The sequence below is a fragment of the Curtobacterium sp. MCJR17_055 genome, from assembly GCF_003224335.1.
Classification (GTDB): Bacteria; Actinomycetota; Actinomycetes; order Actinomycetales; family Microbacteriaceae; genus Curtobacterium.
On record NZ_QKLF01000002.1, the window covers coordinates 157,174 to 177,687 of the forward strand.

Here is a 20,514-nt window from a genome sequence, read left to right on the forward strand (position 1 = left end):
CCGGGCCGGACGGCCTCCGTGCCCGGAGCTGGAGACGCGGTCCGGAGGCGCGGTCGGGAGGCGCGCTACGGGACCGGGACCGGCGTGACGCCGAGGGGTGCCAGCCCGGCGGCCCCACCGTCGGCGGCGGTCAACACCCAGATGCCGTCGGCGTGCACCGCGACGCTGTGCTCCCAGTGGGCGGCGTCGGACCCGTCGAGTGTCCGGACGGTCCACTCGTCGTCGTCGGTCGAACTGTCGATCGTGCCGGCGGTGACCATCGGTTCGATGGCGACCGCGAGGCCCGGCTGCACGGCAGGGCCGGCACCGCGGACACGGTGGTTGAAGACCGGAGGCTCCTCGTGCATCGACCGGCCGATCCCGTGGCCGGTGAAGTCCTCGACGATGCCCCACGCCCCGGTCTCGTCGATGGCGTCCTCGACGGCCGAGCCGACCTCGTGCAGGTTCCGTGCGTGCGCGAGCGCTGCGATGCCGTGCCACAGCGCGCGCTCGGTGGTGTCGGACAGCTTCTGCCGGGCGGCCGCCACGGTGGGGTCGCCGCCGGGCACGACCACGGTGAAGGCGCTGTCACCGTTCCAGCCGTCGACCTCGGCCCCGGCGTCGACCGACACGATGTCGCCGGCCTGCAGCACCCGTGCGCCGGGGATCCCGTGCACGATCTCGTCGTTCACCGAGACGCAGAGCGTGTGGCGGTAGCCCGGCACGAGCTGGAAGTTCGGGATGCCCCCGCCGTCGCGGATCGTCCGCTCGGCGATCGCGTCGAGCTCCGCCGTGGTCGTCCCGGGACGGATCGCTGCTCGGACGGCGTCCAACGCCTGCGCGGTGAGGAGACCCGGGCGCACCATGGCGCGCAGCTCCTCGGGCGACTTGTAGATGGAGGGCTTCCGTCGACGCACCGGAGCGACCCCGGTCAGACGGCGGCCGTGAGACCGCGGGTCGTCAGGGCCTCCGCGATGCGGTCCCCGACCTCGTCCACGGTGCCGAGACCGTCGACGTCGGCGACGAGTCCGCGCTCCTGGTAGACGGCGACGATCGGCGCGGTCTGCTCCTGGTACACCTGCTGGCGACGACGGATCGTCTCCTCGGTGTCGTCAGCGCGACCCTGCTCCCCCGCACGCTTGAGCAGGCGCGCCACGAGGGCGTCCTGGTCGGCGACGAGCTGCACGACGAGGTCGATCGCCGCACCCTGCTCCGCGAGGAGCGCGTCGAGGTACTCGACCTGTGCGGTGGTGCGCGGGTACCCGTCGAGCAGGAACCCCTGCTCGGCGTCCGGCTCGGCGAGACGGTCCCGGACCAGCGCGTTGGTCAGGTCGTCCGGCACGTACTCACCGGCGTCCATGAGCGCCTTCGCGCGCTGCCCCAGGGGCGTGCCGTCGGCGACGTTCTTGCGGAAGATGTCGCCCGTGGAGATCGCGGGGATCCCGAGCGCCGACGCGATGCGGCCGGCCTGGGTGCCCTTGCCCGCTCCGGGAGGTCCGACGATGATGAGGCGTGCGCTCAACGGAGGAGCCCTTCGTAGTGACGTTGCTGCAGCTGCGAGTCGATCTGCTTCACGGTCTCGAGGCCGACACCCACGATGATCAGGATGCTGGCACCGCCGAACGGGAAGTTCTGGTTCGCCCCGAACAGCGCCAGTGCTGCGAGCGGGATGAGCGCGATGAGACCGAGGTAGAGCGCACCGGGCAGCGTCACCCGGGTGAGGACGTAGTCGAGGTACTCGGCGGTCGGACGTCCGGCTCGGATGCCCGGGATGAACCCGCCGTACTTCTTCATGTTGTCGGCGACCTCTTCGGGGTTGAAGGTGATCGCGACGTAGAAGTACGTGAACCCGACGATGAGCAGGAAGTACAGGACCATGTAGAACCAGTTGTCACCCGAGGTCAGGTTGCTCTGGATCCAGGTCACCCACGGGGCCGGCGCGGAGCCGTCCGAGGGCTGGTTGAACTGTGCGATCAGCGCCGGCAGGTACAGCAGCGAGGACGCGAAGATGACGGGCACGACGCCGGCCATGTTCACCTTGATCGGGATGTACGTGTTGTTGCCGCCGTAGGTGCGGCGCCCGACCATGCGCTTGGCGTACTGGACCGGGATGCGCCGCTGCGACTGCTCGACGAACACGACGGCCATCATGATGACCAGGCCGACCAGGATGACGAAGAGGAAGAGCTCGAAGGACTGCGACTGCTCGATGGCCCAGAGCGCCGACGGGAACTGCGCGGCGATCGAGGTGAAGATGAGCAGCGACATGCCGTTGCCGATGCCGCGCTCGGTGACGAGCTCGCCCATCCACATGATCAGGCCGGTGCCCGCGGTCAGGGTGATGACCATCAGGAGGATCGCGTACCAGCTGTCGTTCGAGATGATCGACGTGCAGGAGGCCGAGGCGCTCGTGCCGAAGAGGGCACCCGAGCGAGCGACGGTGATCAGGGTGGTGGACTGCAGCACGCCCAGCGCGATGGTGAGGTAGCGCGTGTACTGCGTCAGCTTCGCCTGACCGGACTGACCCTCCTTGTAGAGGGAGTCGAAGTGCGGGATCACCACGCGCAGGAGCTGCACGATGATCGACGACGTGATGTACGGCATGATCCCGAGCGCGAAGACCGAGAGCTTCAGGAGCGCGCCGCCGGAGAACAGGTTGATCAGGTCGTACAGGCCGCCGGAGGACGACGCGGACGCCAGGCAGGCCTGCACGCTGGCGTAGTCCACGAACGGTGCCGGGATGTACGAGCCGAGGCGGAACAGCGCGATGATCGCGAGGGTGAAACCGATCTTCTTCCGAAGATCTGGGGTGCGCATGATGCGCGCGACCGCTCTGAACACGAGTTACTCCGAACTTCTGTGACCGGTTGACCGGTCGAGCCGGGCGAGGTCGCCCGTGGCCGGAAGCGCCGACCCCGTGGTCCGGCACGCACGTCGAACGACGCCGTGTTCCGGACCTGCCATCAAGGAAACCGTAACGGCGGCCCGCGCGCAATGCGCGGGCCGCCGCCGACGGGGACTACTTGGTGACGGTGCCGCCCGCCGCCACGATCTTCTCCTCGGCGGATGCCGAGACCTTGTCGACCGTGACGGTGATCGCCACGCTGATGTCACCCTGACCGAGAACCTTGACCTTCTCGTTCTTGCGGACGGCGCCCTTGGCGACCAGGTCCGCGACGGTGACGTCGCCACCGTTCGGGTAGAGCTCCGCGATCTTGTCCAGGTTCACGGGCTGGTACTCGACGCGGAACGGGTTCTTGAACCCGCGGAGCTTCGGGGTGCGCATGTGCAGCGGCATCTGCCCACCCTCGAAGCCGACCTTGACCTGGTACCGGGCCTTCTGGCCCTTGGTGCCACGGCCGGCGGTCTTGCCCTTCGAGCCCTCACCACGGCCGACGCGGGTGCGGTCCTTCTTGGACCCCGCTGCCGGACGAAGGTGGTGAACCTTCAGGATCTGGACGCGCTCGTTCTTCTCGTCGCTCATGCGTCGACCTCCTCGACCTTCACGAGGTGCGCAACCGTCGCGATGTACCCGCGGTTCTGGGAGTTGTCCTCACGCAGGACCGTACGGCCGATGCGCTTGAGACCCAGGCTGCGGAGCGTGTCGCGCTGGTACTGCTTCTCGCTGATGACGGACTTCGTCTGCGTGATCTTCAGCATCGCCATCACGCACCTGCCTTCTCGTTCGCAGCCGTACGAGCGGCCGCCTCGGCGTGCAGCAGACGGGCCGGGACGACGTGGTCGACGGGCAGACCACGACGGCTGGCGACGGCACGCGGCTCTTCGAGCTGCTTGAGCGCCGTCACGGTCGCGTGCACGATGTTGATGGTGTTCGACGAACCGAGCGACTTGCTCAGGACGTCGTGGATGCCGGCGCACTCGAGCACGGCGCGGACCGGACCACCGGCGATGACACCGGTACCGGCAGCGGCCGGACGCAGGAGGACGACGCCAGCGGCGGCCTCACCCTGCACCGGGTGCGGGATCGTGTTGCCGACGCGGGGGACGCGGAAGAAGTTCTTCTTCGCCTCCTCGACGCCCTTCGAGATGGCGGTCGGGACCTCGCGGGCCTTGCCGTAGCCGACGCCCACCAGACCGTTGCCGTCACCGACGACGACGAGCGCGGTGAAGCTGAAGCGACGACCACCCTTGACGACCTTGGAGACGCGGTTGATGGTGACGACGCGCTCGAGGAACTGGCTGTCGCCGCCGCGACCGTTGCGGTCGTTGCCGCCACGGCCACCCTGCTGACGGTCACGCCCGCCACCGCTGCCGCCACCACGACGGCCACGGTTGTCGACGGAGTCGCGGTTGTTCGATGCCGAACCCGCAGCGGTCTCGACGGGACGCTCGACGACCGGGACGTCGGGCTCCTTGGCCGCGGGGGCCTTCGCCTCGGTCGCGGTGGTCTCGGCGTCGGTCGTCTCGACCTCGGTCGTGGCCTCGGCGTCGTCGTTGGTGTTCGCGATGTCGCTCACAGGTTCAGCCCTCCTTCACGGGCACCATCGGCGATCGCGGCGACGCGACCGGCGTACTTGCTACCGCCGCGGTCGAAGACCACGGCCTCGACGCCAGCCGACTTCGCGCGCTCGGCGACGAGCTCGCCGACGCGACGGGCCTTGGCGGTCTTGTCGCCGTCGAACGAGCGGAGGTCGGCCTCCATCGTCGATGCGCTGGCGAGGGTGTGACCCTTGGCGTCGTCGATGACCTGGACGAACACGTGACGTGACGAACGGGTGACGGCGAGACGGGGACGGGTCTCGGTCCCGGTGATCTTCTTCCGGAGACGGTTGTGGCGACGCGCCTTGGCAGCCGCCTTGCTCTTGCCTCGAGTACGAGTTCCGATGGCCATGATCACTTACCTGACTTTCCGGCCTTGCGGCGCACGATCTCGCCGGCGTAGCGGACACCCTTGCCCTTGTAGGGCTCGGGCTTGCGCAGCTTGCGGATGTTGGCCGCGACCTCACCGACGAGCTGCTTGTCGATGCCGTTCACGGTGACCTTGTTGTTGCCCTCGACGGCGAAGCTGATGCCGGCCGGCGGGTTGACCGTGATGGGGTGGGAGTACCCGAGCGCGAACTCGAGGTCGCTGCCCTTGGCGGCCACGCGGTAACCGGTCCCGACGACCTCGAGGCCCTTGGAGTAGCCCTGGGTGACGCCGATGATCTGGTTCGCGATGAGCGAGCGGGTCAGGCCGTGCAGCGCGCGGGAGGAACGCTCGTCGTCCGGGCGGCTGACGAGGACCTGGTTGTCCTCGACCTTCGCCTGGATGGGCTCAGCGATGACGAGCGAAAGCTCGCCCTTCGGGCCCTTGACGGCGACGTTCTGGCCGTCGACCGAGACGGTCGCTCCGGCCGGGATGTCGATGGGGAGACGTCCGATACGAGACATGATCGATCACCAAACGTAGGCGAGGACTTCCCCACCCACGCCCTTCTGCTCGGCTTCGCGGTCGGTCAGGAGCCCCGAGGAGGTCGACAGGATCGCCACGCCGAGGCCACCGAGGACCCGGGGGATCTCGGTCGACTTCGCGTAGACGCGGAGGCCCGGCTTCGAGACGCGCTTGATGCCGGCGATCGAACGCTCGCGATCGGGGCCGTACTTGAGGTCGATGGTCAGGGTCTGCCCGACGCGGGCGTCCTCGACCTTCCACTCGCTGATGTAACCCTCGCGCTTGAGGATGTCAGCGATGGTCTGCTTGAGCTTGGAGCTCGGAAGCGAGACGGCGTCGTGGTGCGCCGAGTTCGCGTTCCGCAATCTGGTCAGCATGTCTGCGACCGGATCGGTCATCGTCATGATGCGTTTCCGTCCTTCGTCCGGTTTCGACACCCGTTCCACGAGTGCCGACCTCGACGATCGATGTGATCCCAGGGCGGTTCCCCGGGATCGGTGTGACTTCGTGCGAGCGGGCCGGAGGAGAAACTCCTCCGGCCCGCACCGCCCGGAGTAGCTTAGACCGTCTGCTCGGCAGAACGGAACGGGAAGCCGAGCTGGCGGAGCAGCGCGCGGCCTTCGTCGTCCGTCTTCGCGGTGGTCACGACGGTGATGTCGAACCCACGCACGCGGTCGATGCGGTCCTGGTCGATCTCGTGGAACACGCTCTGCTCCGAGAGACCGAAGGTGTAGTTGCCGTTGCCGTCGAACTGGCGGTCGCTCAGGCCGCGGAAGTCGCGGATGCGCGGGAGCGCCAGCGACAGCAGGCGGTCGAGGAACTCCCACGCGCGGTCACCGCGGAGGGTGACGTGCGCGCCGATGGCCTGGCCCTCACGCAGCTTGAACTGCGCGATGGACTTGCGGGCCAGCGTGACCTGTGGCTTCTGACCCGTGATCGCCGTGAGGTCCTTGATGGCCCCCTCGATGATCTTCGAGTCGCGCGCGGCCTCGCCGACGCCGGTGTTGACGACGACCTTGACCAGGCCGGGGACCTGGTTGACGTTCGCGTAACCGAACTGCTCGGTCAGCGCCGCCTTGATCTCGTTGCGGTACTTCTGCTTGAGGCGCGGCTGAACTTTCTCAGCAGTCGCGGCAGTCGTGTCGGTCATCAGAGCTTCTCACCAGACTTCTTGGCGTAGCGGACGCGGACGGTCTTGGTGACGCCGTCCTTCTCCACCTGTTCGTTGCGGAAACCGACGCGGGTCGGCTTCTTGGTCTTCGGGTCGACGATCGCGACGTTCGACACGTGGATCGGGGCTTCGTGCTGCTCGATGCCACCGGTCTTCGAACCGCGCTGGGTCTGACCGACGCGGACGTGCTTGGTCACGAAGTTGATGCCCTCGACGACCAGACGGTCGCCGCGGACCTCGATGACCTTGCCCTGCTTGCCGCGGTCGCCGCCACGCTCCTGCGTGGCGCCCGTGATGACCTGGACCAGGTCACCCTTCTTGATGTTCGCCATGGCTTACAGCACCTCCGGCGCGAGCGAGATGATCTTCATGAACTTCTTGTCACGGAGCTCGCGACCGATCGGCCCGAAGATGCGGGTACCGCGCGGGTCGCCGTCAGCCTTGAGGATCACTGCCGCGTTCTCGTCGAACTTGATGTAGGAGCCGTCGGGACGACGGGTCTCCTTCTTGGTGCGAACGATGACCGCCTTGACGACGTCACCCTTCTTCACGTTGCCGCCGGGGATGGCGTCCTTCACCGTGGCGACGATGACGTCACCGAGGCCGGCGTAGCGACGACCCGAGCCACCGAGCACGCGGATGGTCAAGATCTCCTTGGCACCCGTGTTGTCGGCGACCTTCAGGCGGGATTCCTGCTGAATCACTGCTGTCTCCTATTCCGAAGCGGGCCGAGGCCTACTTGGCCTTCTCGAGGATCTCGACCAGGCGCCAGCGCTTGGTGGCGCTGAGGGGACGGGTCTCGCTGATGACGACCAGGTCGCCGATGCCGGCGGTCCCGAGCTCGTCGTGGGCCTTGACCTTCGACGTGCGACGGATGACCTTGCCGTAGAGGGGGTGCTTCACGCGGTCCTCGACCTCGACGACGATCGTCTTGTCCATCTTGTCGCTCGTCACGTAGCCGCGACGGGTCTTCCGGTAGCCGCGGGTGAGGGCTGCGGAGTCCTTCTCTTCGGTCGCCATCAGTTCTCCTCGGCGGTCTCGGCCTCGGTCGACTCAGCCGGCTTCTCGGCCTTCTTCGACGACTTCTTGGCCTTCGGGGCGGTCTCGACGGGGGCGGGCGTGGCACGGATGCCGAGCTCGCGCTCGCGGAGCACGGTGTAGATGCGCGCGATGTCGCGCTTGACGGCACGGAGACGGCCGTGGCTCTCCAGCTGGCCGGTGGCCGACTGGAAGCGGAGGTTGAACAGCTCCTCCTTGGCCTTCTTCAGCTCGTCAGCGAGACGCTCGTTCTCGAAGGTGTCGAGCTCAGTGGGACGGAGCTCCTTGGAACCGATCGCCATTATGCGTCGCCCTCCTCGCGCTTGATGATGCGTGCCTTGAGGGGCAGCTTGTGGATTGCACGGGTCAGTGCCTCGCGGGCGATCTCGTCGCTCACGCCGGAGAGCTCGAAGAGCACACGACCCGGCTTGACGTTCGCGATCCACCACTCGGGGGAACCCTTACCGGAACCCATTCGGGTCTCAGCCGGCTTCTTGGTGAGCGGACGGTCCGGGTAGATGTTGATCCACACCTTGCCGCCACGCTTGATGTGACGCGTCATCGCGATACGAGCGGACTCGATCTGACGGTTGGTCACGTAGGCCGGGGTGAGCGCCTGGATACCGTAGTCACCGAAGGAGACCTTGGTGCCACCGGTCGCCTGGCCCGAACGCTTCGGGTGGTGCTGCTTGCGGTGCTTGACTCGACGGGGGATAAGCATGGTTACGCCTCAACTCCTGCGCCGGCCGGCGCGTCCTGCGGGGCCTGCTGCTCGCGACGGTCGCCACCGCGCTCGTTGCGGTCGCCACGGGGGCCGCCGCCACGACGGTCGCCGCCACGACGCTCGGGGCGGGACGAACGCTGGTTCGCCTGCTCGCGAGCGAGCTCCTTGTTCGTGATGTCGCCCTTGTAGATCCAGACCTTCACGCCGATGCGGCCGAACGTGGTCCGGGCCTCGTAGAAGCCGTAGTCGATGTTCGCGCGGAGGGTGTGCAGGGGCACACGGCCTTCGCGGTAGAACTCCGAACGCGACATCTCCGCGCCGCCGAGGCGGCCCGACACCTGGATGCGGACACCCTTGGCGCCGGCGCGCTGTGCACCCTGCAGGCCCTTGCGCATGGCGCGACGGAACGCGACACGAGCGGAGAGCTGCTCGGCGATGCCCTGCGCGACGAGCTGGGCCTCGGTCTCGGGGTTCTTGACCTCGAGGATGTTGAGCTGGATCTGCTTCTTGGTGAGCTTCTCGAGCTCGCTCCGGATGCGCTCCGCCTCGGCGCCGCGGCGACCGATGACGATGCCCGGGCGCGCCGTGTGGATGTCCACGCGGACGCGGTCACGGGTGCGCTCCAGCTCGATGCGGGCGACGCCCGCGCGGTCGAGGGTCTTCGTCAGGAACTGACGGATCTTGACGTCCTCGGCCACGAAGTCGGCGTAACGCTGACCCTTCTTCGTGCTGTCGGCGAACCAGTGGGAGATGTGGTCCGTCGTGATCCCGAGACGGAAGCCGTACGGGTTGACCTTCTGGCCCATTACTTGCTCGCCTTCTTGCTCGTCGCGGCGGCCTCGGCCTCATCCGGCGTCGCGAGGACGACCGTGATGTGGCTGGTGCGCTTGTTGATGCGGAAGGCGCGGCCCTGGGCGCGCGGCTGGAACCGCTTCAGGGTCGTGCCCTCGTCGACGTAGACGCTGCTCACGTAGAGGTCGCGCTCGTCGAGGAAGCTGTTCGTCGAGTCCGCCTTGACACGTGCGTTGGCGATCGCCGAGGCGACCAGCTTGTACACGGGCTCCGAAGCGCCCTGGGGGGCGAACTTCAGGATGGCGAGCGCCTCGTGGGCCTGCTTGCCGCGGATCAGCTGGATGACGCGACGGGCCTTCTGAGGCGTGACGCGGATGTGTCGCACGCGTGCGATCGACTCCACCATTTCGTTCCTCCTCTTTCGTCGCCGCCTCAGCGGCGACGGCCCTTCTTGTCGTCCTTCACGTGGCCGCGGAAGGTGCGGGTCGGCGCGAACTCGCCGAGCTTGTGACCGACCATCGACTCGGTGACGAACACCGGGATGTGCTTGCGGCCGTCGTGCACCGCGATGGTGTGACCGAGCATGTTCGGGACGATCATCGACCGACGCGACCAGGTACGGATCACGTTCTTGGTGTTGGCCTCGTTCTGCGTGACGACCTTGCGGAGCAGGTGCTCGTCGACGAAGGGGCCCTTCTTCAGACTGCGTGGCATCTTCGGAACTCCTACTTGCGCTTCTTGCCGGCGTTACGGCGACGGACGATGAGCTTGTCGCTCGGCTTGTTGGGCTTGCGCGTGCGACCCTCGGCCTGGCCCCAGGGGCTGACCGGGTGACGACCACCGGACGTCTTGCCCTCACCACCACCGTGCGGGTGGTCGACCGGGTTCATCGCGACACCACGCACGGTCGGGCGGACGCCCTTCCAGCGCATGCGGCCGGCCTTGCCCCAGTTGATGTTCGACTGCTCGGCGTTGCCGACCTCGCCGATGGTGGCGCGGCAGCGCGCGTCGACGTTGCGGACCTCGCCCGACGGCAGACGGAGCTGCGCGTAGGGGCCGTCCTTGGCGACGAGACGCACCGAGGCACCGGCGGATCGGGCCATCTTCGCGCCGCCACCGGGACGGAGCTCGATCGCGTGGATCACGGTACCGACGGGGATGTTGCGCAGCGGCAGGTTGTTGCCCGGCTTGATGTCAGCGCCGGGGCCCGTCTCGACGACGTCGCCCTGCTTGAGCTTGTTCGGAGCGATGATGTAGCGCTTGGTGCCGTCCACGAAGTGCAGGAGCGCGATGCGCGCCGTGCGGTTCGGGTCGTACTCGATGTGCGCGACCTTCGCGTCGACGCCGTCCTTGTCGGCACGACGGAAGTCGATCACGCGGTACTGGCGCTTGTGGCCACCACCGATGTGACGCGTCGTGATGCGACCCGAGCTGTTCCGGCCACCGGTCTTCGGCAGCGGACGGAGCAGGGACTTCTCCGGGGTCGAACGGGTGATCTCGGCGAAGTCGGCGACCGAGGAGCCGCGACGACCGGGAGTCGTGGGCTTGTAGTTACGAATAGCCATGATTTATCCCTCTGGTCCTCAGCCGACAGCCGTGAAGATGTCGATCGAACCGGACTTGAGCGTCACGATGGCGCGCTTGGTGTCCTTGCGCTTGCCGATCCCGAACTTGGTCCGGCGGGTCTTGCCCGGACGGTTCAGCGTGTTGATGCCGGCGACCTTGACGTCGAAGATCTTCTCGATCGCGAGCTTGATCTCGGTCTTGTTCGCACGGGGGTCCACGAGGAACGTGTACTTGCCCTGGTCGATGAGGCCGTAGCTCTTCTCCGACACGACCGGCGAGATGATGATGTCGCGCGGGTCCTTGTTGAAGCCGCTCATGCGGTGATCTCCTTCGCGGTCTTCGACGCGATGAAGGCGTCGAGTGCGCTCTTGCTGAAGACGAGCGCGTCGGCCTTGAGCACGTCGTAGGCGTTGAGCTGGCCGTACGAGAGCGCGTGGACGTTCGGCAGGTTGCGGATCGACTTGAGCGTGAGCTCGTCGCCCGACTCGAGCACGACGAGCACGTTCTTGACGGGCGCGACCTTCTCGAGCAGCGTGCGGGCGACCTTCGTCGACGGCGTCTCGGCCGCGATGAAGCCCTCCACAGCGGAGATGCGGCCACCGCGGGCGCGGTCCGAGAGCGAGCCGAGCAGGGCTGCGGCGATCATCTTCTTCGGGGTGCGCTGCGAGTAGTCGCGGGGGGTCGGTCCGTGGACGACGCCACCGCCGGTGTGCTCCGGAGCGCGGACCGAACCCTGACGGGAGCGGCCGGTGCCCTTCTGCTTGAACGGCTTGCGACCGGCACCGCGGACTTCGCCACGGTTCTTGGTCTTGTGGGTGCCCTGGCGCGCGGCGGCGAGCTGCGCGGTGACCACCTGGTGGATCAGCGGGACGTTGGTCTCGACGTCGAAGATCGCTGCGGGGAGCTCGACGGTGCCGGACTTCTCACCCGTGACGTCGAGGACGTCGATCGTGGTTGCGGTCGTGGTGGCCATGATCACTTACCCTTCACGGCGGTGCGGACGAAGACGGAACGGCCACGAGCACCGGGGACGGCGCCCTTGACGAGCAGCAGACCCTTCTCGGCGTCGACGGCGTGGACCGTGAGGTTGAGGACGGTCACGCGGTCGCCACCCATCCGACCGGCCATGCGCATGCCCTTGAAGACACGCGACGGGGTCGAGGAGGCGCCGATCGAACCGGGCTTGCGGTGGTTGCGGTGCGAACCGTGCGAGGCGGAGACACCGGCGAAGTTGTGACGCTTCATGACACCGGCGAAGCCCTTGCCCTTGCTGGTGCCGACGACGTCGACCTTCTGGCCCGCTTCGAACAGGTCGACCGTGAGCTCCTGGCCGAGCGAGTACTCGGCGGAGTCGTTCGTCCGGATCTCGGTGAGGGTGCGGCGCGGGGTGACCCCGGCGGCCTCGAAGTGGCCGGCGGCCGGCTTGTTCACCTTGCGGGGGTCGATCTGGCCCGCGGCGATCTGGATCGCCTCGTAGCCGTCGCGCTCGACGTTGCGGATCTGGGTGACCACGTTCGGGCCGACCTCGATCACGGTGACGGGGATGAACTTGTTGTTCTCGTCCCACACCTGGGTCATCCCGAGCTTCTTGCCGAGGAGGCCCTTGACGGTCTTGGTTGAGTTCGCCATGAGTTCCAGCCCCCTTACAGCTTGATCTCGATGTTGACGTCCGCCGGGAGGTCGAGTCGCATGAGCGAGTCGACGGCCTTCGGCGTCGGGTCGACGATGTCGATGACCCGCTTGTGCGTGCGCTTCTCGAAGTGCTCGCGCGAGTCCTTGTACTTGTGGGGAGAACGGATCACGGGGATCACGTTCTTCTCGGTGGGGAGCGGCACCGGGCCGACCACGGTCGCACCGGCACGGGTCACCGTGTCGACGATCTTCCGGGCCGACGTGTCGATGACCTCGTGGTCGTACGACTTGAGCCGGATGCGGATCTTCTGTCCCGCCATGTGTTTTCCTGTCCTCTCTGCGCCGCGCACCCGCAGGCCGCCTGACGCCGCCGGGACTCCGCTGTCGCGTGCCCGGCTGTTTACGTGAACCACCGGCTCCGCCCGGAGGGGATGACCGCTGTTCTCCTGTCAACCGCGCGAGGGCCTGGGCCACCCGCGCGGACATGTCGTCACCCGCACCCGGCACTGCTGCGCCGTGGTGCTCGAGGATGACGATCGTGTTCTGCTGCCTGCGGCCCAACCCAGCCCTGCTTCACAAGGGGGTTGTGCACTGCCAGAGCAGTGACCCTGCGGGCGCGAACGCCCGCGGAATTTCGGAACCGGACAAGTCTCCCATAGGCCCCGCGTCGGTGCAACCCGGGCGTGTCGCGATCGTACCGGCGTGTCGGACACGGCCCTCCGGGCCTCCCGGGTCCGTCGTACCGGGCTCCTCAGCGTCCCGACCCACCGCCTGGAGGCCCGCCCGCAGCGGTCGGGTCGACGCACGCCGGACGGTCGGTCGGCGGCCGCTCCCGGGGCGGCGTCCCGCGCCGCTGCTAGCCTTCGCGCATGCCGGAACCCGAAGTGCTCACCGACCAGTCCGACCCCGCGGTGCAGCGTCTCGCCGACCTCGCGAAGCCGGCGCGCGGCGCCGTCCGCACCGCGATCGTCGAGGACCTCGAGCCCCTCGTGCAGGCCCTCCGCGCCGGCGTCCGCTTCGTCGAGGTGTACGGCGACTCGATCCGGGAGTTCCCCGCCGACCTCGCCGCCCTCTGCACCGAGCACGGGGTGCCGGTACGGCTCGTCGACCCGGCCGTCCTGACCAAGGTGTTCCGCTCCGAGAAGCGTCCGAAGGTCTTCGGCGTCGCGAACGTCCCGGCACCGGCCCGCTTCTCCGCCCTCGCCGAGGGCACCGGGGACGTGCTCGTCCTGGACGGCGTGAAGATCGTCGGCAACATCGGTGCCATCGTGCGCACGGCCGTCGGCCTCGGTGCACGGGGCGTCGTGCTCGTCGACAGCGACCTCCCCACGATCGCCGACCGTCGTGTCGTGCGCGCCAGCCGCGGCCACGTGTTCTCGGTGCCGGTCCTGCTCGAGACCCGCGAGCGCGTCGCCCGGTGGCTCGGCGAGTCCGGGCTCCGCGTGGTCGACGTCGACATGGACGGCTCCCTCTCCCCCGAGTCGCTCGGGGACCTCGAGGAGGACGTCGCCCTGCTGCTCGGCGCCGAGAAGACCGGGGCGTCGGACGTCCTGCAGGACCTCGCGACGCAGACGGTGTCGGTGCCGATCGACAGCCGGGTGGAGTCGCTCAACGTCTCCGTCGTCGCCGGCATCGTGCTCTACGCCCGCTCCCGTCGACGTCCCTGACCCGACGGCACGCAGGACGCCCCGGCTCCCACTCGGGGAACCGGGGCGTCCTGCGTGGCATGAGCGTCGCGAGCGGCGTCAGTCCTCGGGGAGCGGCGGCACGAACCACGGCGGGAACACCGCGACACGGGGCGACGGTCCGCCCTGCTCGGCGAAGACGGCCTTCACCTGCTGCCGGACGCGGTCGTTCGGCACGCCCACGAGCGCGACCGACGACAGCGGCACCTGCGGGCCGGCGAGCAGCTCGACCCCGTGCATGGACGGGTCCGTGATGTCGGTGCGACGGAGGAGGTTCGTGGCCGCCTCCGGGCCGACGGCGAAGCGGACGTCCGGGTCCTCGGCGTCCGTGTCCGCCAGGATCACCGACGCACCGAACGCGGTGGTCGGGACGACGAGGACGACGAACTCCGTCGCACGCGTGCGCCTGGCCGCGTCCGACCAGCGGTCCTCCTCCGCGCCGGAGCGGAGTTCGTCCCACCGGCGCGCGTCCGGCGAGAGCGTGAAGGGCACGTGCCCGGCCACGCTGGAACCGTCGGGTGCGAGCGCCGCGCCACGGGCCTCCCGGGTGGCGGCGGAGCTGACGTCGACGGAGGGCGTCGCGCGGTCGGCGGCGAGGATCGCGCCCTCGGCGAGGATCGAGGCGAGGTTGTCGACGTGCGTGACGTGGTGCGCACGCAGCGCCGCGAAGTCGCGGGTGGCGGGCAACGTCGGCTCGACGGCCTTCCCGTTGGCGTTCGTCGGGGCGGACCGCAACGACGTCGTCACACGCGTGCGTCGTGGCGTCGGGGTCTTGGTGATGGTCTCCGGGTCACGCTGCCGTGGGGAGCAGATGTCGCAGAGCTCGATGGGGAAACCGTGGATGCACTCGTCGGTCACGACTGATGGGTCCTTCCGTGCCTCGTGGGGTGGGCGGGCACGACGACCAACGCTACGTCATCCGGGAACCGCGGGCGACCGATCACGTCACTGCCGGTAGAGCAGGGCCCGGACCTCGGACTCGGCGGCGTGCAACCGGGCCGGGTCGATGGTCTCGCCGTGCTCGTACGCATCGAGCAACCGGGGGTCGATGTAGCTCTGGCGGGCGACGGTCGGCGTGTTGCCGAGGACCTCGCTCGCGGCCTTCACCGCGTGCGAGATCGCCTTCTTGCGCTTCGCCTGGCTCGACAGGACACCGGTCTGGGCCAGGTCGACCGCGGCCGCGACCGTGCCGTGCAACGTGCGGAAGTCCTTCGCCGTGAACTCATCCCCGGCACGCTCCTTCACGTAGGCGTTGATGTCTTCCGCGGTCACCGGTTGCCACTCGTCCCCCCGCCGCTCGCGGAAAGAGAGCAGCCGAGCGTTCGCCCCCCGCCGTTTCATCCCCACCAGGACACGGGCGAGGTCGGCGTCGTGGATCGTCGAGGACCACGCCTGGTGGCTCTTGCCGGGGAAGCCGAGCTCGATGTCGTCCCCGGAGATGTGGGCGTGCGAGCAGAGGAGTGTCGACAGGCCGTGGCTGCCGTGCTCCGTGGCGTACCGCTCCGACCCGACGCGGAGCGAGCCCTGGTCGAGCATCCGGAAGGCTGCGGCCAGTGCGCGACGGCGGTCCGGGTCCGGTCGGCGCAGGTCCTGGGTCACCATCCGCCGGGCGGCCGGGAGCGACTCGGCCAGCGCGAGGGCCCGGTCGTACTTGATCTTGTCCATCCGGTCGCGCCACGACGGGTGGTACATGTACTGCCGGCGACCGGCACCGTCGATGCCGGTGGCCAGGATGTGGCCGTTCTCGTACGGCGAGATCCAGACGTCGTCCCACGCGGGCGGGATGACGAGGTCCTCGAGCCGCTGACGCACCTCCGGGTCGGAGACCGTGGTGCCGTACGGGTCGCGGTAGGAGAAGCCCTTGCCGCTGCGGACGCGGTGGTACCCGCGACCCTTGGTCGAGGAACGGCGCAGACGTGTCACGACCCGATGCAACACCCTCGGCGCTGCCGGACGCTGCAGGAACGTACCCCGCGGGCGCCCTCTGCCGCCTCGCCCGGTGCGGAGACCACGAAGAGCGGGGCCGGACCCGAAGGCCCGACCCCGCTCTCGTGGAGCAACCGGAGTTACTTGATGATCTTCTCGACCGTACCGGCGCCGACCGTACGACCACCCTCACGGATGGCGAAGCGGAGGCCCTCCTCCATGGCGATCGGCTGGATCAGCTCGACGGTCATGGCGACGGTGTCACCGGGCATGACCATCTCGGTGCCCTCGGGCAGCGTGATGACGCCGGTGACGTCCGTGGTGCGGAAGTAGAACTGCGGACGGTAGTTCGCGTAGAACGGGTTGTGACGACCGCCCTCTTCCTTGTTCAGGATGTACGCGTTCGCGGTGAACTCGGTGTGCGGCGTGACCGAACCCGGCTTCACGACGACCTGGCCGCGCTCGACGTCCTCGCGCTTGAGGCCACGGATGAGCAGACCGGTGTTGTCACCGGCGACTGCCTTGTCCAGCAGCTTGCGGAACATCTCGATGCCCGTGACCGTGGTCTTCTGGGTCGCCTTGATGCCGACGATCTCGACCTCGGAGTTGATGTCGAGCTCACCGCGCTCGACACGGCCGGTGACGACGGTTCCACGACCGGTGATCGTGAAGACGTCCTCGATCGGCATGAGGAACGGCTGGTCGGTGGCGCGCACCGGGTCCGGGACGTTCTCGTCGACGGCGGACATCAGGTCCTGGACGGACTTGACCCACTTCTCGTCGCCCTCGAGCGCCTTGAGCGCCGAGACCTGCACGACGGGGGCGTCCTCGTCGAACTCCTGCGAGCCGAGGAGCTCGCGGACCTCGAGCTCGACGAGCTCCAGGATCTCCTCGTCGTCCACCATGTCGGCCTTGTTGAGGGCGACGACGATGTAGGGGACGCCGACCTGACGGGCGAGCAGGACGTGCTCACGCGTCTGGGGCATCGGACCGTCGGTGGCGGCGACCACGAGGATCGCGCCGTCCATCTGGGCCGCACCGGTGATCATGTTCTTCACGTAGTCGGCGTGACCAGGAGCGTCGACGTGCGCGTAGTGGCGCTTGTCGGTCTGGTACTCGACGTGCGAGATGTTGATCGTGATGCCGCGCTGGCGCTCTTCGGGAGCGTTGTCGATCTGCGCGAAGTCACGGGCCTCGTTGAGGTCCGGGTACTGGTCGTGCAGAACCTTGGTGATCGCCGCCGTGAGCGTGGTCTTGCCGTGGTCGACGTGACCGATGGTTCCGATGTTGACGTGCGGCTTGGTCCGCTCGAACTTGGCCTTGGCCACTGTGGGTCCTCCTCAGGACTCGGATGCGTCGCCCCCGGCAGGACCTTGGTCGGCCCTGCGCTGTTGGCGCGCGGTGTGTGTGTCTCTACTTTACTTGGTGACGAGGGGCCCGTCGCCGGGCACCCTCGCCTGGGGATGACGCGGGAGCGTCAGGCCCCGGTGCTCTTCTGGATGATCTCGTCCGCCACGTTGCGCGGGACCTCGTTGTAGGTCTCGAACACCATGGAGAAGACAGCACGACCAGAGGTCTTGGAGCGCAAGTCGCCCACGTACCCGAACATCTCGGACAGCGGGACGCTCGCGCGGACCACCTTGACGCCCGACGCATCGGTCATCTCGGAGATCTGACCGCGACGCGAGTTCAGGTCGCCGATGACGTCGCCCATGTACTCCTCGGGCGTACGGACCTCGACGGCCATGATCGGCTCGAGCAGCACCGGACCGGCCTTGCGGGCCGCTTCCTTGTACGCGATCGAACCGGCGATCTTGAACGCCATCTCGGACGAGTCGACGTCGTGCGCCGCGCCGTCCTTGAGGATCGCCTTGACACCCACGGTCGGGAAGCCGGCGAGCACGCCCACCTGCATCGCGTCCTGGATACCGGCGTCGACCGACGGGATGTACTCGCGCGGAACGCGACCACCGGTGACGGCGTTCTCGAACTCGTACACCTTCTCGGCGGTGACGGGCATCGGCTCGAGCGCGATCTGCACCTTCGCGAACTGACCGGAACCACCGGTCTGCTTCTTGTGGGTGTAGTCGTAGCGCTCGACGACCTTGGTCAGGGTCTCGCGGTAGGCCACCTGCGGCTTGCCGACGTTCGCCTCGACCTTGAACTCGCGCTTCATGCGGTCGACGAGGATGTCGAGGTGGAGCTCGCCCATGCCCTTGATCGTCGTCTGACCGGTCTCGGCGTTGAGCTCGACGCGGAACGTCGGGTCCTCTTCGGCGAGCTTCTGGATCGCGGTGGAGAGCTTCTCCTGGTCGGCCTTGGTGTTCGGCTCGATCGCGACCTCGATGACCGGCTCCGGGAACGTCATCGACTCGAGGACGACCTGGTTCGACGGGTCGCACAGGGTGTCTCCCGTGGTCGTGTCCTTGAGGCCGATGACCGCGTAGATGTGACCGGCGGTGACCGAGTCGACCGGGTTCTCCTTGTTGGAGTGCATCTGGAAGATCTTGCCGATGCGCTCCTTCTTGCCCTTGGTCGAGTTGATGACCTGGGCACCGGAGTCGATGTGACCGGAGTACACGCGGACGTAGGTGAGGCGACCGAAGAACGGGTGCACCGCGACCTTGAACGCGAGCGCGGAGAAGGGCTCGGAGGCCTCCGGCTTGCGGATGATCTCGACCTCTTCGTCCTTGACGTCGTGGCCGATCATCGGCGGGACGTCGAGGGGCGACGGCAGGTAGTCGATGACCGCGTCGAGCATCGGCTGCACGCCACGGTTCTTGAACGCCGAGCCGCAGAGGATCGGGTACACCTCGGAGTTGATCGTCAGCTTGCGGATCGCGGCCTTGATCTCGTCCTTGGAGAGCTCTTCGCCGCCGAAGTACTTCTCGAGCAGTGCGTCGTCGGTCTCCGCGACACGCTCGACGAGCTTCGCGCGGTACTCCTCGGCACGGTCCTTGAGGTCCGCGGGGATCTCCTGGACCTCGTACTGGGCGCCCATGGTGACGTCACCCTTGGCATCGCCCGGCCAGACCTTGGCGTGCATCTCGATCAGGTCGATGACGCCGACGAAGTCGTTCTCGGCACCGATCGGGAGCTGGAGCACGAGCGGCTCCGCACCGAGGCGGTTGATGATCGTGTCGACGGTGAAGTAGAAGTCCGCACCGAGCTTGTCCATCTTGTTGACGAAGCAGATGCGCGGGACGTTGTACTTGTCCGCCTGACGCCACACGGTCTCGGACTGGGGCTCGACGCCCTCCTTGCCGTCGAAGACGGCGACCGCACCGTCGAGGACGCGGAGCGAACGCTCCACCTCGACCGTGAAGTCCACGTGACCCGGGGTGTCGATGATGTTGATCTGGTTGTTGTCCCAGAAGCACGTCGTCGCGGCCGACGTGATCGTGATGCCGCGCTCCTGCTCCTGCGCCATCCAGTCCATGGTGGCTGCGCCGTCGTGGACTTCACCGATCTTGTGCGTGATGCCCGTGTAGAACAGGATGCGCTCGGTGGTCGTGGTCTTGCCGGCGTCGATGTGCGCCATGATGCCGATGTTGCGGACCTTGTTCAGGTCGGTGAGCACGTCCTGTGCCACAGGGTTCCTCCGAGAGAGTTGTAGGAGAGGGTGGCGGCCGTCCGAGTGCCGCGGCTGTTGACCGAGGCACCCGGACGGTGCCGGATGACTACCAGCGGTAGTGCGCGAAGGCCTTGTTCGACTCGGCCATCTTGTGGGTGTCCTCACGGCGCTTGACCGCGGCACCGAGACCGTTCGACGCGTCGAGGATCTCGTTCATGAGACGCTCGGTCATCGTCTTCTCGCGACGGGCCTTGGCGTACGAGGTCAGCCAGCGCAGCGCGAGCGTGTTCGCACGGTGCGGCTTGACCTCGACCGGGACCTGGTAGGTCGAGCCACCGACGCGGCGGCTGCGGACCTCGAGGGTCGGACGGACGTTGTCGAGCGCCTTCTTGAGCGTCGTGACGGCGTCCTGGCCGTTCTTGGAGGAGACCCCTTCGAGTGCGTCGTAGACGATGCGCTCGGCGAGGCCCTTCTTGCCGTCGAGGAGGATCTTGTTGACGAGCTGGCTGACGACGGGGGCGCCGTAGACCGGATCGGCGACGACGGGGCGCTTCGGGGCGGGACCCTTACGAGGCATCTAACTCAACCCTTCTTCGCACCGTAGCGGCTGCGGGCCTGCTTACGGTTCTTGACGGCCTGGGTGTCCAGGGCACCACGGATGATCTTGTAGCGCACACCCGGGAGGTCCTTCACACGACCGCCGCGGACGAGCACCATCGAGTGCTCCTGGAGGTTGTGGCCCTCACCGGGGATGTAGGCCGTGACCTCGGTGCCGTTCGAGAGCTTGACACGAGCGACCTTGCGCAGTGCCGAGTTCGGCTTCTTCGGGGTGGTGGTGTAGACGCGGGTGCACACGCCACGCTGCTGGGGGTTCGCCTTCAGGGCGGGCGCCTTGGTCTTGACGACCTTCGGCGTACGACCCTTGCGAACGAGCTGCTGGATGGTAGGCAACTGTTCTCCTGGTTCTTCGCTCGTGCTCTCTGGCCGACGCGGTCCGTCGGCTTCCTCATCCCACGCGGACCACCGCCTGACGGC

At 67.8% G+C, this 20,514-nt stretch carries 30 protein-coding genes; 1 reads left to right on the forward strand and 29 read right to left on the reverse strand.

Features of this window, described 5'->3' with window-relative positions; all coding sequences use genetic code 11:
* Nucleotides 1-65: 65 nt before the first annotated feature.
* The 23 genes from map to rpsJ form a co-directional block, all read right to left on the reverse strand.
* Nucleotides 66-896, reverse strand: coding sequence for a type I methionyl aminopeptidase (gene map / locus DEJ16_RS04765; RefSeq protein ID WP_258365826.1), 831 nt, complete (start codon nt 894-896; stop codon nt 66-68).
* Nucleotides 897-910: 14 nt separating this feature from the next.
* On the reverse strand, nt 911-1,501 hold the full coding sequence (locus tag DEJ16_RS04770; RefSeq protein WP_110824230.1) for an adenylate kinase: 591 nt from the start codon (nt 1,499-1,501) through the stop codon (nt 911-913).
* Entirely contained in the window at nt 1,498-2,820 is a 1,323-nt protein-coding gene (secY, locus tag DEJ16_RS04775) for a preprotein translocase subunit SecY (protein WP_110824231.1), read from the reverse strand. Before secY ends, DEJ16_RS04770 begins: the two co-directional genes overlap by 4 nt.
* Nucleotides 2,821-2,998: 178 nt before the next feature.
* Nucleotides 2,999-3,463, reverse strand: a complete 465-nt coding sequence (gene rplO / locus DEJ16_RS04780; protein WP_110824232.1) for a 50S ribosomal protein L15 — start codon at nt 3,461-3,463, stop codon at nt 2,999-3,001.
* Entirely contained in the window at nt 3,460-3,645 is a 186-nt protein-coding gene (rpmD, locus tag DEJ16_RS04785) for a 50S ribosomal protein L30 (RefSeq protein WP_082517835.1), read from the reverse strand. The genes rplO and rpmD overlap by 4 nt, the downstream gene beginning before the upstream one ends.
* Complete coding sequence (gene rpsE / locus DEJ16_RS04790) at nt 3,645-4,457, reverse strand: 30S ribosomal protein S5 (protein ID WP_181419464.1); 813 nt, start codon at nt 4,455-4,457, stop codon at nt 3,645-3,647. Before rpsE ends, rpmD begins: the two co-directional genes overlap by 1 nt.
* Complete coding sequence (rplR, locus tag DEJ16_RS04795; protein WP_110824233.1) at nt 4,454-4,831, reverse strand: 50S ribosomal protein L18; 378 nt, start codon at nt 4,829-4,831, stop codon at nt 4,454-4,456. Before rplR ends, rpsE begins: the two co-directional genes overlap by 4 nt.
* Nucleotides 4,832-4,833: 2 nt before the next feature.
* On the reverse strand, nt 4,834-5,370 hold the full coding sequence (rplF, locus tag DEJ16_RS04800; protein ID WP_110824234.1) for a 50S ribosomal protein L6: 537 nt from the start codon (nt 5,368-5,370) through the stop codon (nt 4,834-4,836).
* 6 nt (nt 5,371-5,376) lie between these two features.
* Nucleotides 5,377-5,775, reverse strand: coding sequence for a 30S ribosomal protein S8 (gene rpsH, locus DEJ16_RS04805; RefSeq protein ID WP_110824235.1), 399 nt, complete (start codon nt 5,773-5,775; stop codon nt 5,377-5,379).
* 155 nt (nt 5,776-5,930) lie between these two features.
* A complete protein-coding gene (rplE, locus tag DEJ16_RS04810; RefSeq protein ID WP_110824236.1) occupies nt 5,931-6,521 on the reverse strand; it encodes a 50S ribosomal protein L5 in 591 nt (196 codons plus the stop codon).
* Nucleotides 6,521-6,874 carry a 50S ribosomal protein L24 gene (rplX, locus tag DEJ16_RS04815; RefSeq protein WP_110824237.1) on the reverse strand — a complete coding sequence of 118 codons (354 nt, stop codon included), beginning with the start codon at nt 6,872-6,874 and terminating at the stop codon, nt 6,521-6,523. Before rplX ends, rplE begins: the two co-directional genes overlap by 1 nt.
* 3 nt (nt 6,875-6,877) lie before the next feature.
* Nucleotides 6,878-7,246: a 50S ribosomal protein L14 gene (gene rplN / locus DEJ16_RS04820; RefSeq protein WP_110824238.1), complete on the reverse strand. Its 369-nt coding sequence runs from the start codon at nt 7,244-7,246 to the stop codon at nt 6,878-6,880.
* Between the two features lie 31 nt (nt 7,247-7,277).
* On the reverse strand, nt 7,278-7,562 hold the full coding sequence (rpsQ, locus tag DEJ16_RS04825) for a 30S ribosomal protein S17 (RefSeq protein ID WP_110824239.1): 285 nt from the start codon (nt 7,560-7,562) through the stop codon (nt 7,278-7,280).
* Entirely contained in the window at nt 7,562-7,882 is a 321-nt protein-coding gene (gene rpmC / locus DEJ16_RS04830; RefSeq protein WP_110824240.1) for a 50S ribosomal protein L29, read from the reverse strand. Before rpmC ends, rpsQ begins: the two co-directional genes overlap by 1 nt.
* Entirely contained in the window at nt 7,882-8,301 is a 420-nt protein-coding gene (rplP, locus tag DEJ16_RS04835) for a 50S ribosomal protein L16 (protein ID WP_110824241.1), read from the reverse strand. Before rplP ends, rpmC begins: the two co-directional genes overlap by 1 nt.
* A gap of 2 nt (nt 8,302-8,303) precedes the next feature.
* Entirely contained in the window at nt 8,304-9,110 is an 807-nt protein-coding gene (rpsC, locus tag DEJ16_RS04840) for a 30S ribosomal protein S3 (RefSeq protein ID WP_110824242.1), read from the reverse strand.
* Nucleotides 9,110-9,502, reverse strand: a complete 393-nt coding sequence (gene rplV / locus DEJ16_RS04845) for a 50S ribosomal protein L22 (protein WP_110824243.1) — start codon at nt 9,500-9,502, stop codon at nt 9,110-9,112. Before rplV ends, rpsC begins: the two co-directional genes overlap by 1 nt.
* Nucleotides 9,503-9,528: 26 nt before the next feature.
* The gene (gene rpsS / locus DEJ16_RS04850; protein ID WP_017885529.1) at nt 9,529-9,810 is read right to left on the reverse strand and encodes a 30S ribosomal protein S19; all 282 of its coding nucleotides are present in this window, start codon (nt 9,808-9,810) and stop codon (nt 9,529-9,531) included.
* Between the two features lie 11 nt (nt 9,811-9,821).
* On the reverse strand, nt 9,822-10,661 hold the full coding sequence (gene rplB / locus DEJ16_RS04855) for a 50S ribosomal protein L2 (protein ID WP_110824244.1): 840 nt from the start codon (nt 10,659-10,661) through the stop codon (nt 9,822-9,824).
* An 18-nt stretch (nt 10,662-10,679) separates the two neighbouring features.
* Nucleotides 10,680-10,979, reverse strand: coding sequence for a 50S ribosomal protein L23 (rplW, locus tag DEJ16_RS04860; RefSeq protein WP_110824245.1), 300 nt, complete (start codon nt 10,977-10,979; stop codon nt 10,680-10,682).
* Nucleotides 10,976-11,635, reverse strand: a complete 660-nt coding sequence (gene rplD / locus DEJ16_RS04865) for a 50S ribosomal protein L4 (RefSeq protein WP_110824246.1) — start codon at nt 11,633-11,635, stop codon at nt 10,976-10,978. Before rplD ends, rplW begins: the two co-directional genes overlap by 4 nt.
* Nucleotides 11,636-11,637: 2 nt before the next feature.
* Complete coding sequence (gene rplC, locus DEJ16_RS04870) at nt 11,638-12,291, reverse strand: 50S ribosomal protein L3 (protein WP_110824247.1); 654 nt, start codon at nt 12,289-12,291, stop codon at nt 11,638-11,640.
* A gap of 14 nt (nt 12,292-12,305) precedes the next feature.
* Nucleotides 12,306-12,614, reverse strand: coding sequence for a 30S ribosomal protein S10 (gene rpsJ / locus DEJ16_RS04875; RefSeq protein WP_110824248.1), 309 nt, complete (start codon nt 12,612-12,614; stop codon nt 12,306-12,308).
* 549 nt (nt 12,615-13,163) lie between these two features.
* Here rpsJ and DEJ16_RS04880 point away from each other — a divergent pair.
* Complete coding sequence (locus DEJ16_RS04880; protein ID WP_110824249.1) at nt 13,164-13,961, forward strand: TrmH family RNA methyltransferase; 798 nt, start codon at nt 13,164-13,166, stop codon at nt 13,959-13,961.
* A 78-nt stretch (nt 13,962-14,039) separates the two neighbouring features.
* On the opposite strand, the gene DEJ16_RS04885 is transcribed toward DEJ16_RS04880, so the two are convergent.
* From DEJ16_RS04885 to rpsL, 6 genes are all read right to left on the reverse strand, one after another.
* Nucleotides 14,040-14,837 (reverse strand): DarT ssDNA thymidine ADP-ribosyltransferase family protein, encoded by a 798-nt coding sequence (locus DEJ16_RS04885; protein WP_110824250.1) that lies wholly within the window; start codon nt 14,835-14,837, stop codon nt 14,040-14,042.
* An 87-nt stretch (nt 14,838-14,924) separates the two neighbouring features.
* Complete coding sequence (locus DEJ16_RS04890; protein WP_110824251.1) at nt 14,925-15,902, reverse strand: DNA topoisomerase IB; 978 nt, start codon at nt 15,900-15,902, stop codon at nt 14,925-14,927.
* 143 nt (nt 15,903-16,045) lie between these two features.
* Nucleotides 16,046-17,233 (reverse strand): elongation factor Tu, encoded by a 1,188-nt coding sequence (gene tuf, locus DEJ16_RS04895; RefSeq protein ID WP_110824252.1) that lies wholly within the window; start codon nt 17,231-17,233, stop codon nt 16,046-16,048.
* 149 nt (nt 17,234-17,382) lie between these two features.
* Entirely contained in the window at nt 17,383-19,497 is a 2,115-nt protein-coding gene (gene fusA / locus DEJ16_RS04900; RefSeq protein ID WP_110824253.1) for an elongation factor G, read from the reverse strand.
* An 88-nt stretch (nt 19,498-19,585) separates the two neighbouring features.
* The gene (gene rpsG, locus DEJ16_RS04905) at nt 19,586-20,056 is read right to left on the reverse strand and encodes a 30S ribosomal protein S7 (RefSeq protein ID WP_110824254.1); all 471 of its coding nucleotides are present in this window, start codon (nt 20,054-20,056) and stop codon (nt 19,586-19,588) included.
* 5 nt (nt 20,057-20,061) lie between these two features.
* Nucleotides 20,062-20,430, reverse strand: a complete 369-nt coding sequence (rpsL, locus tag DEJ16_RS04910; protein ID WP_058728453.1) for a 30S ribosomal protein S12 — start codon at nt 20,428-20,430, stop codon at nt 20,062-20,064.
* Between the last annotated feature and the right edge of the window lie 84 nt (nt 20,431-20,514).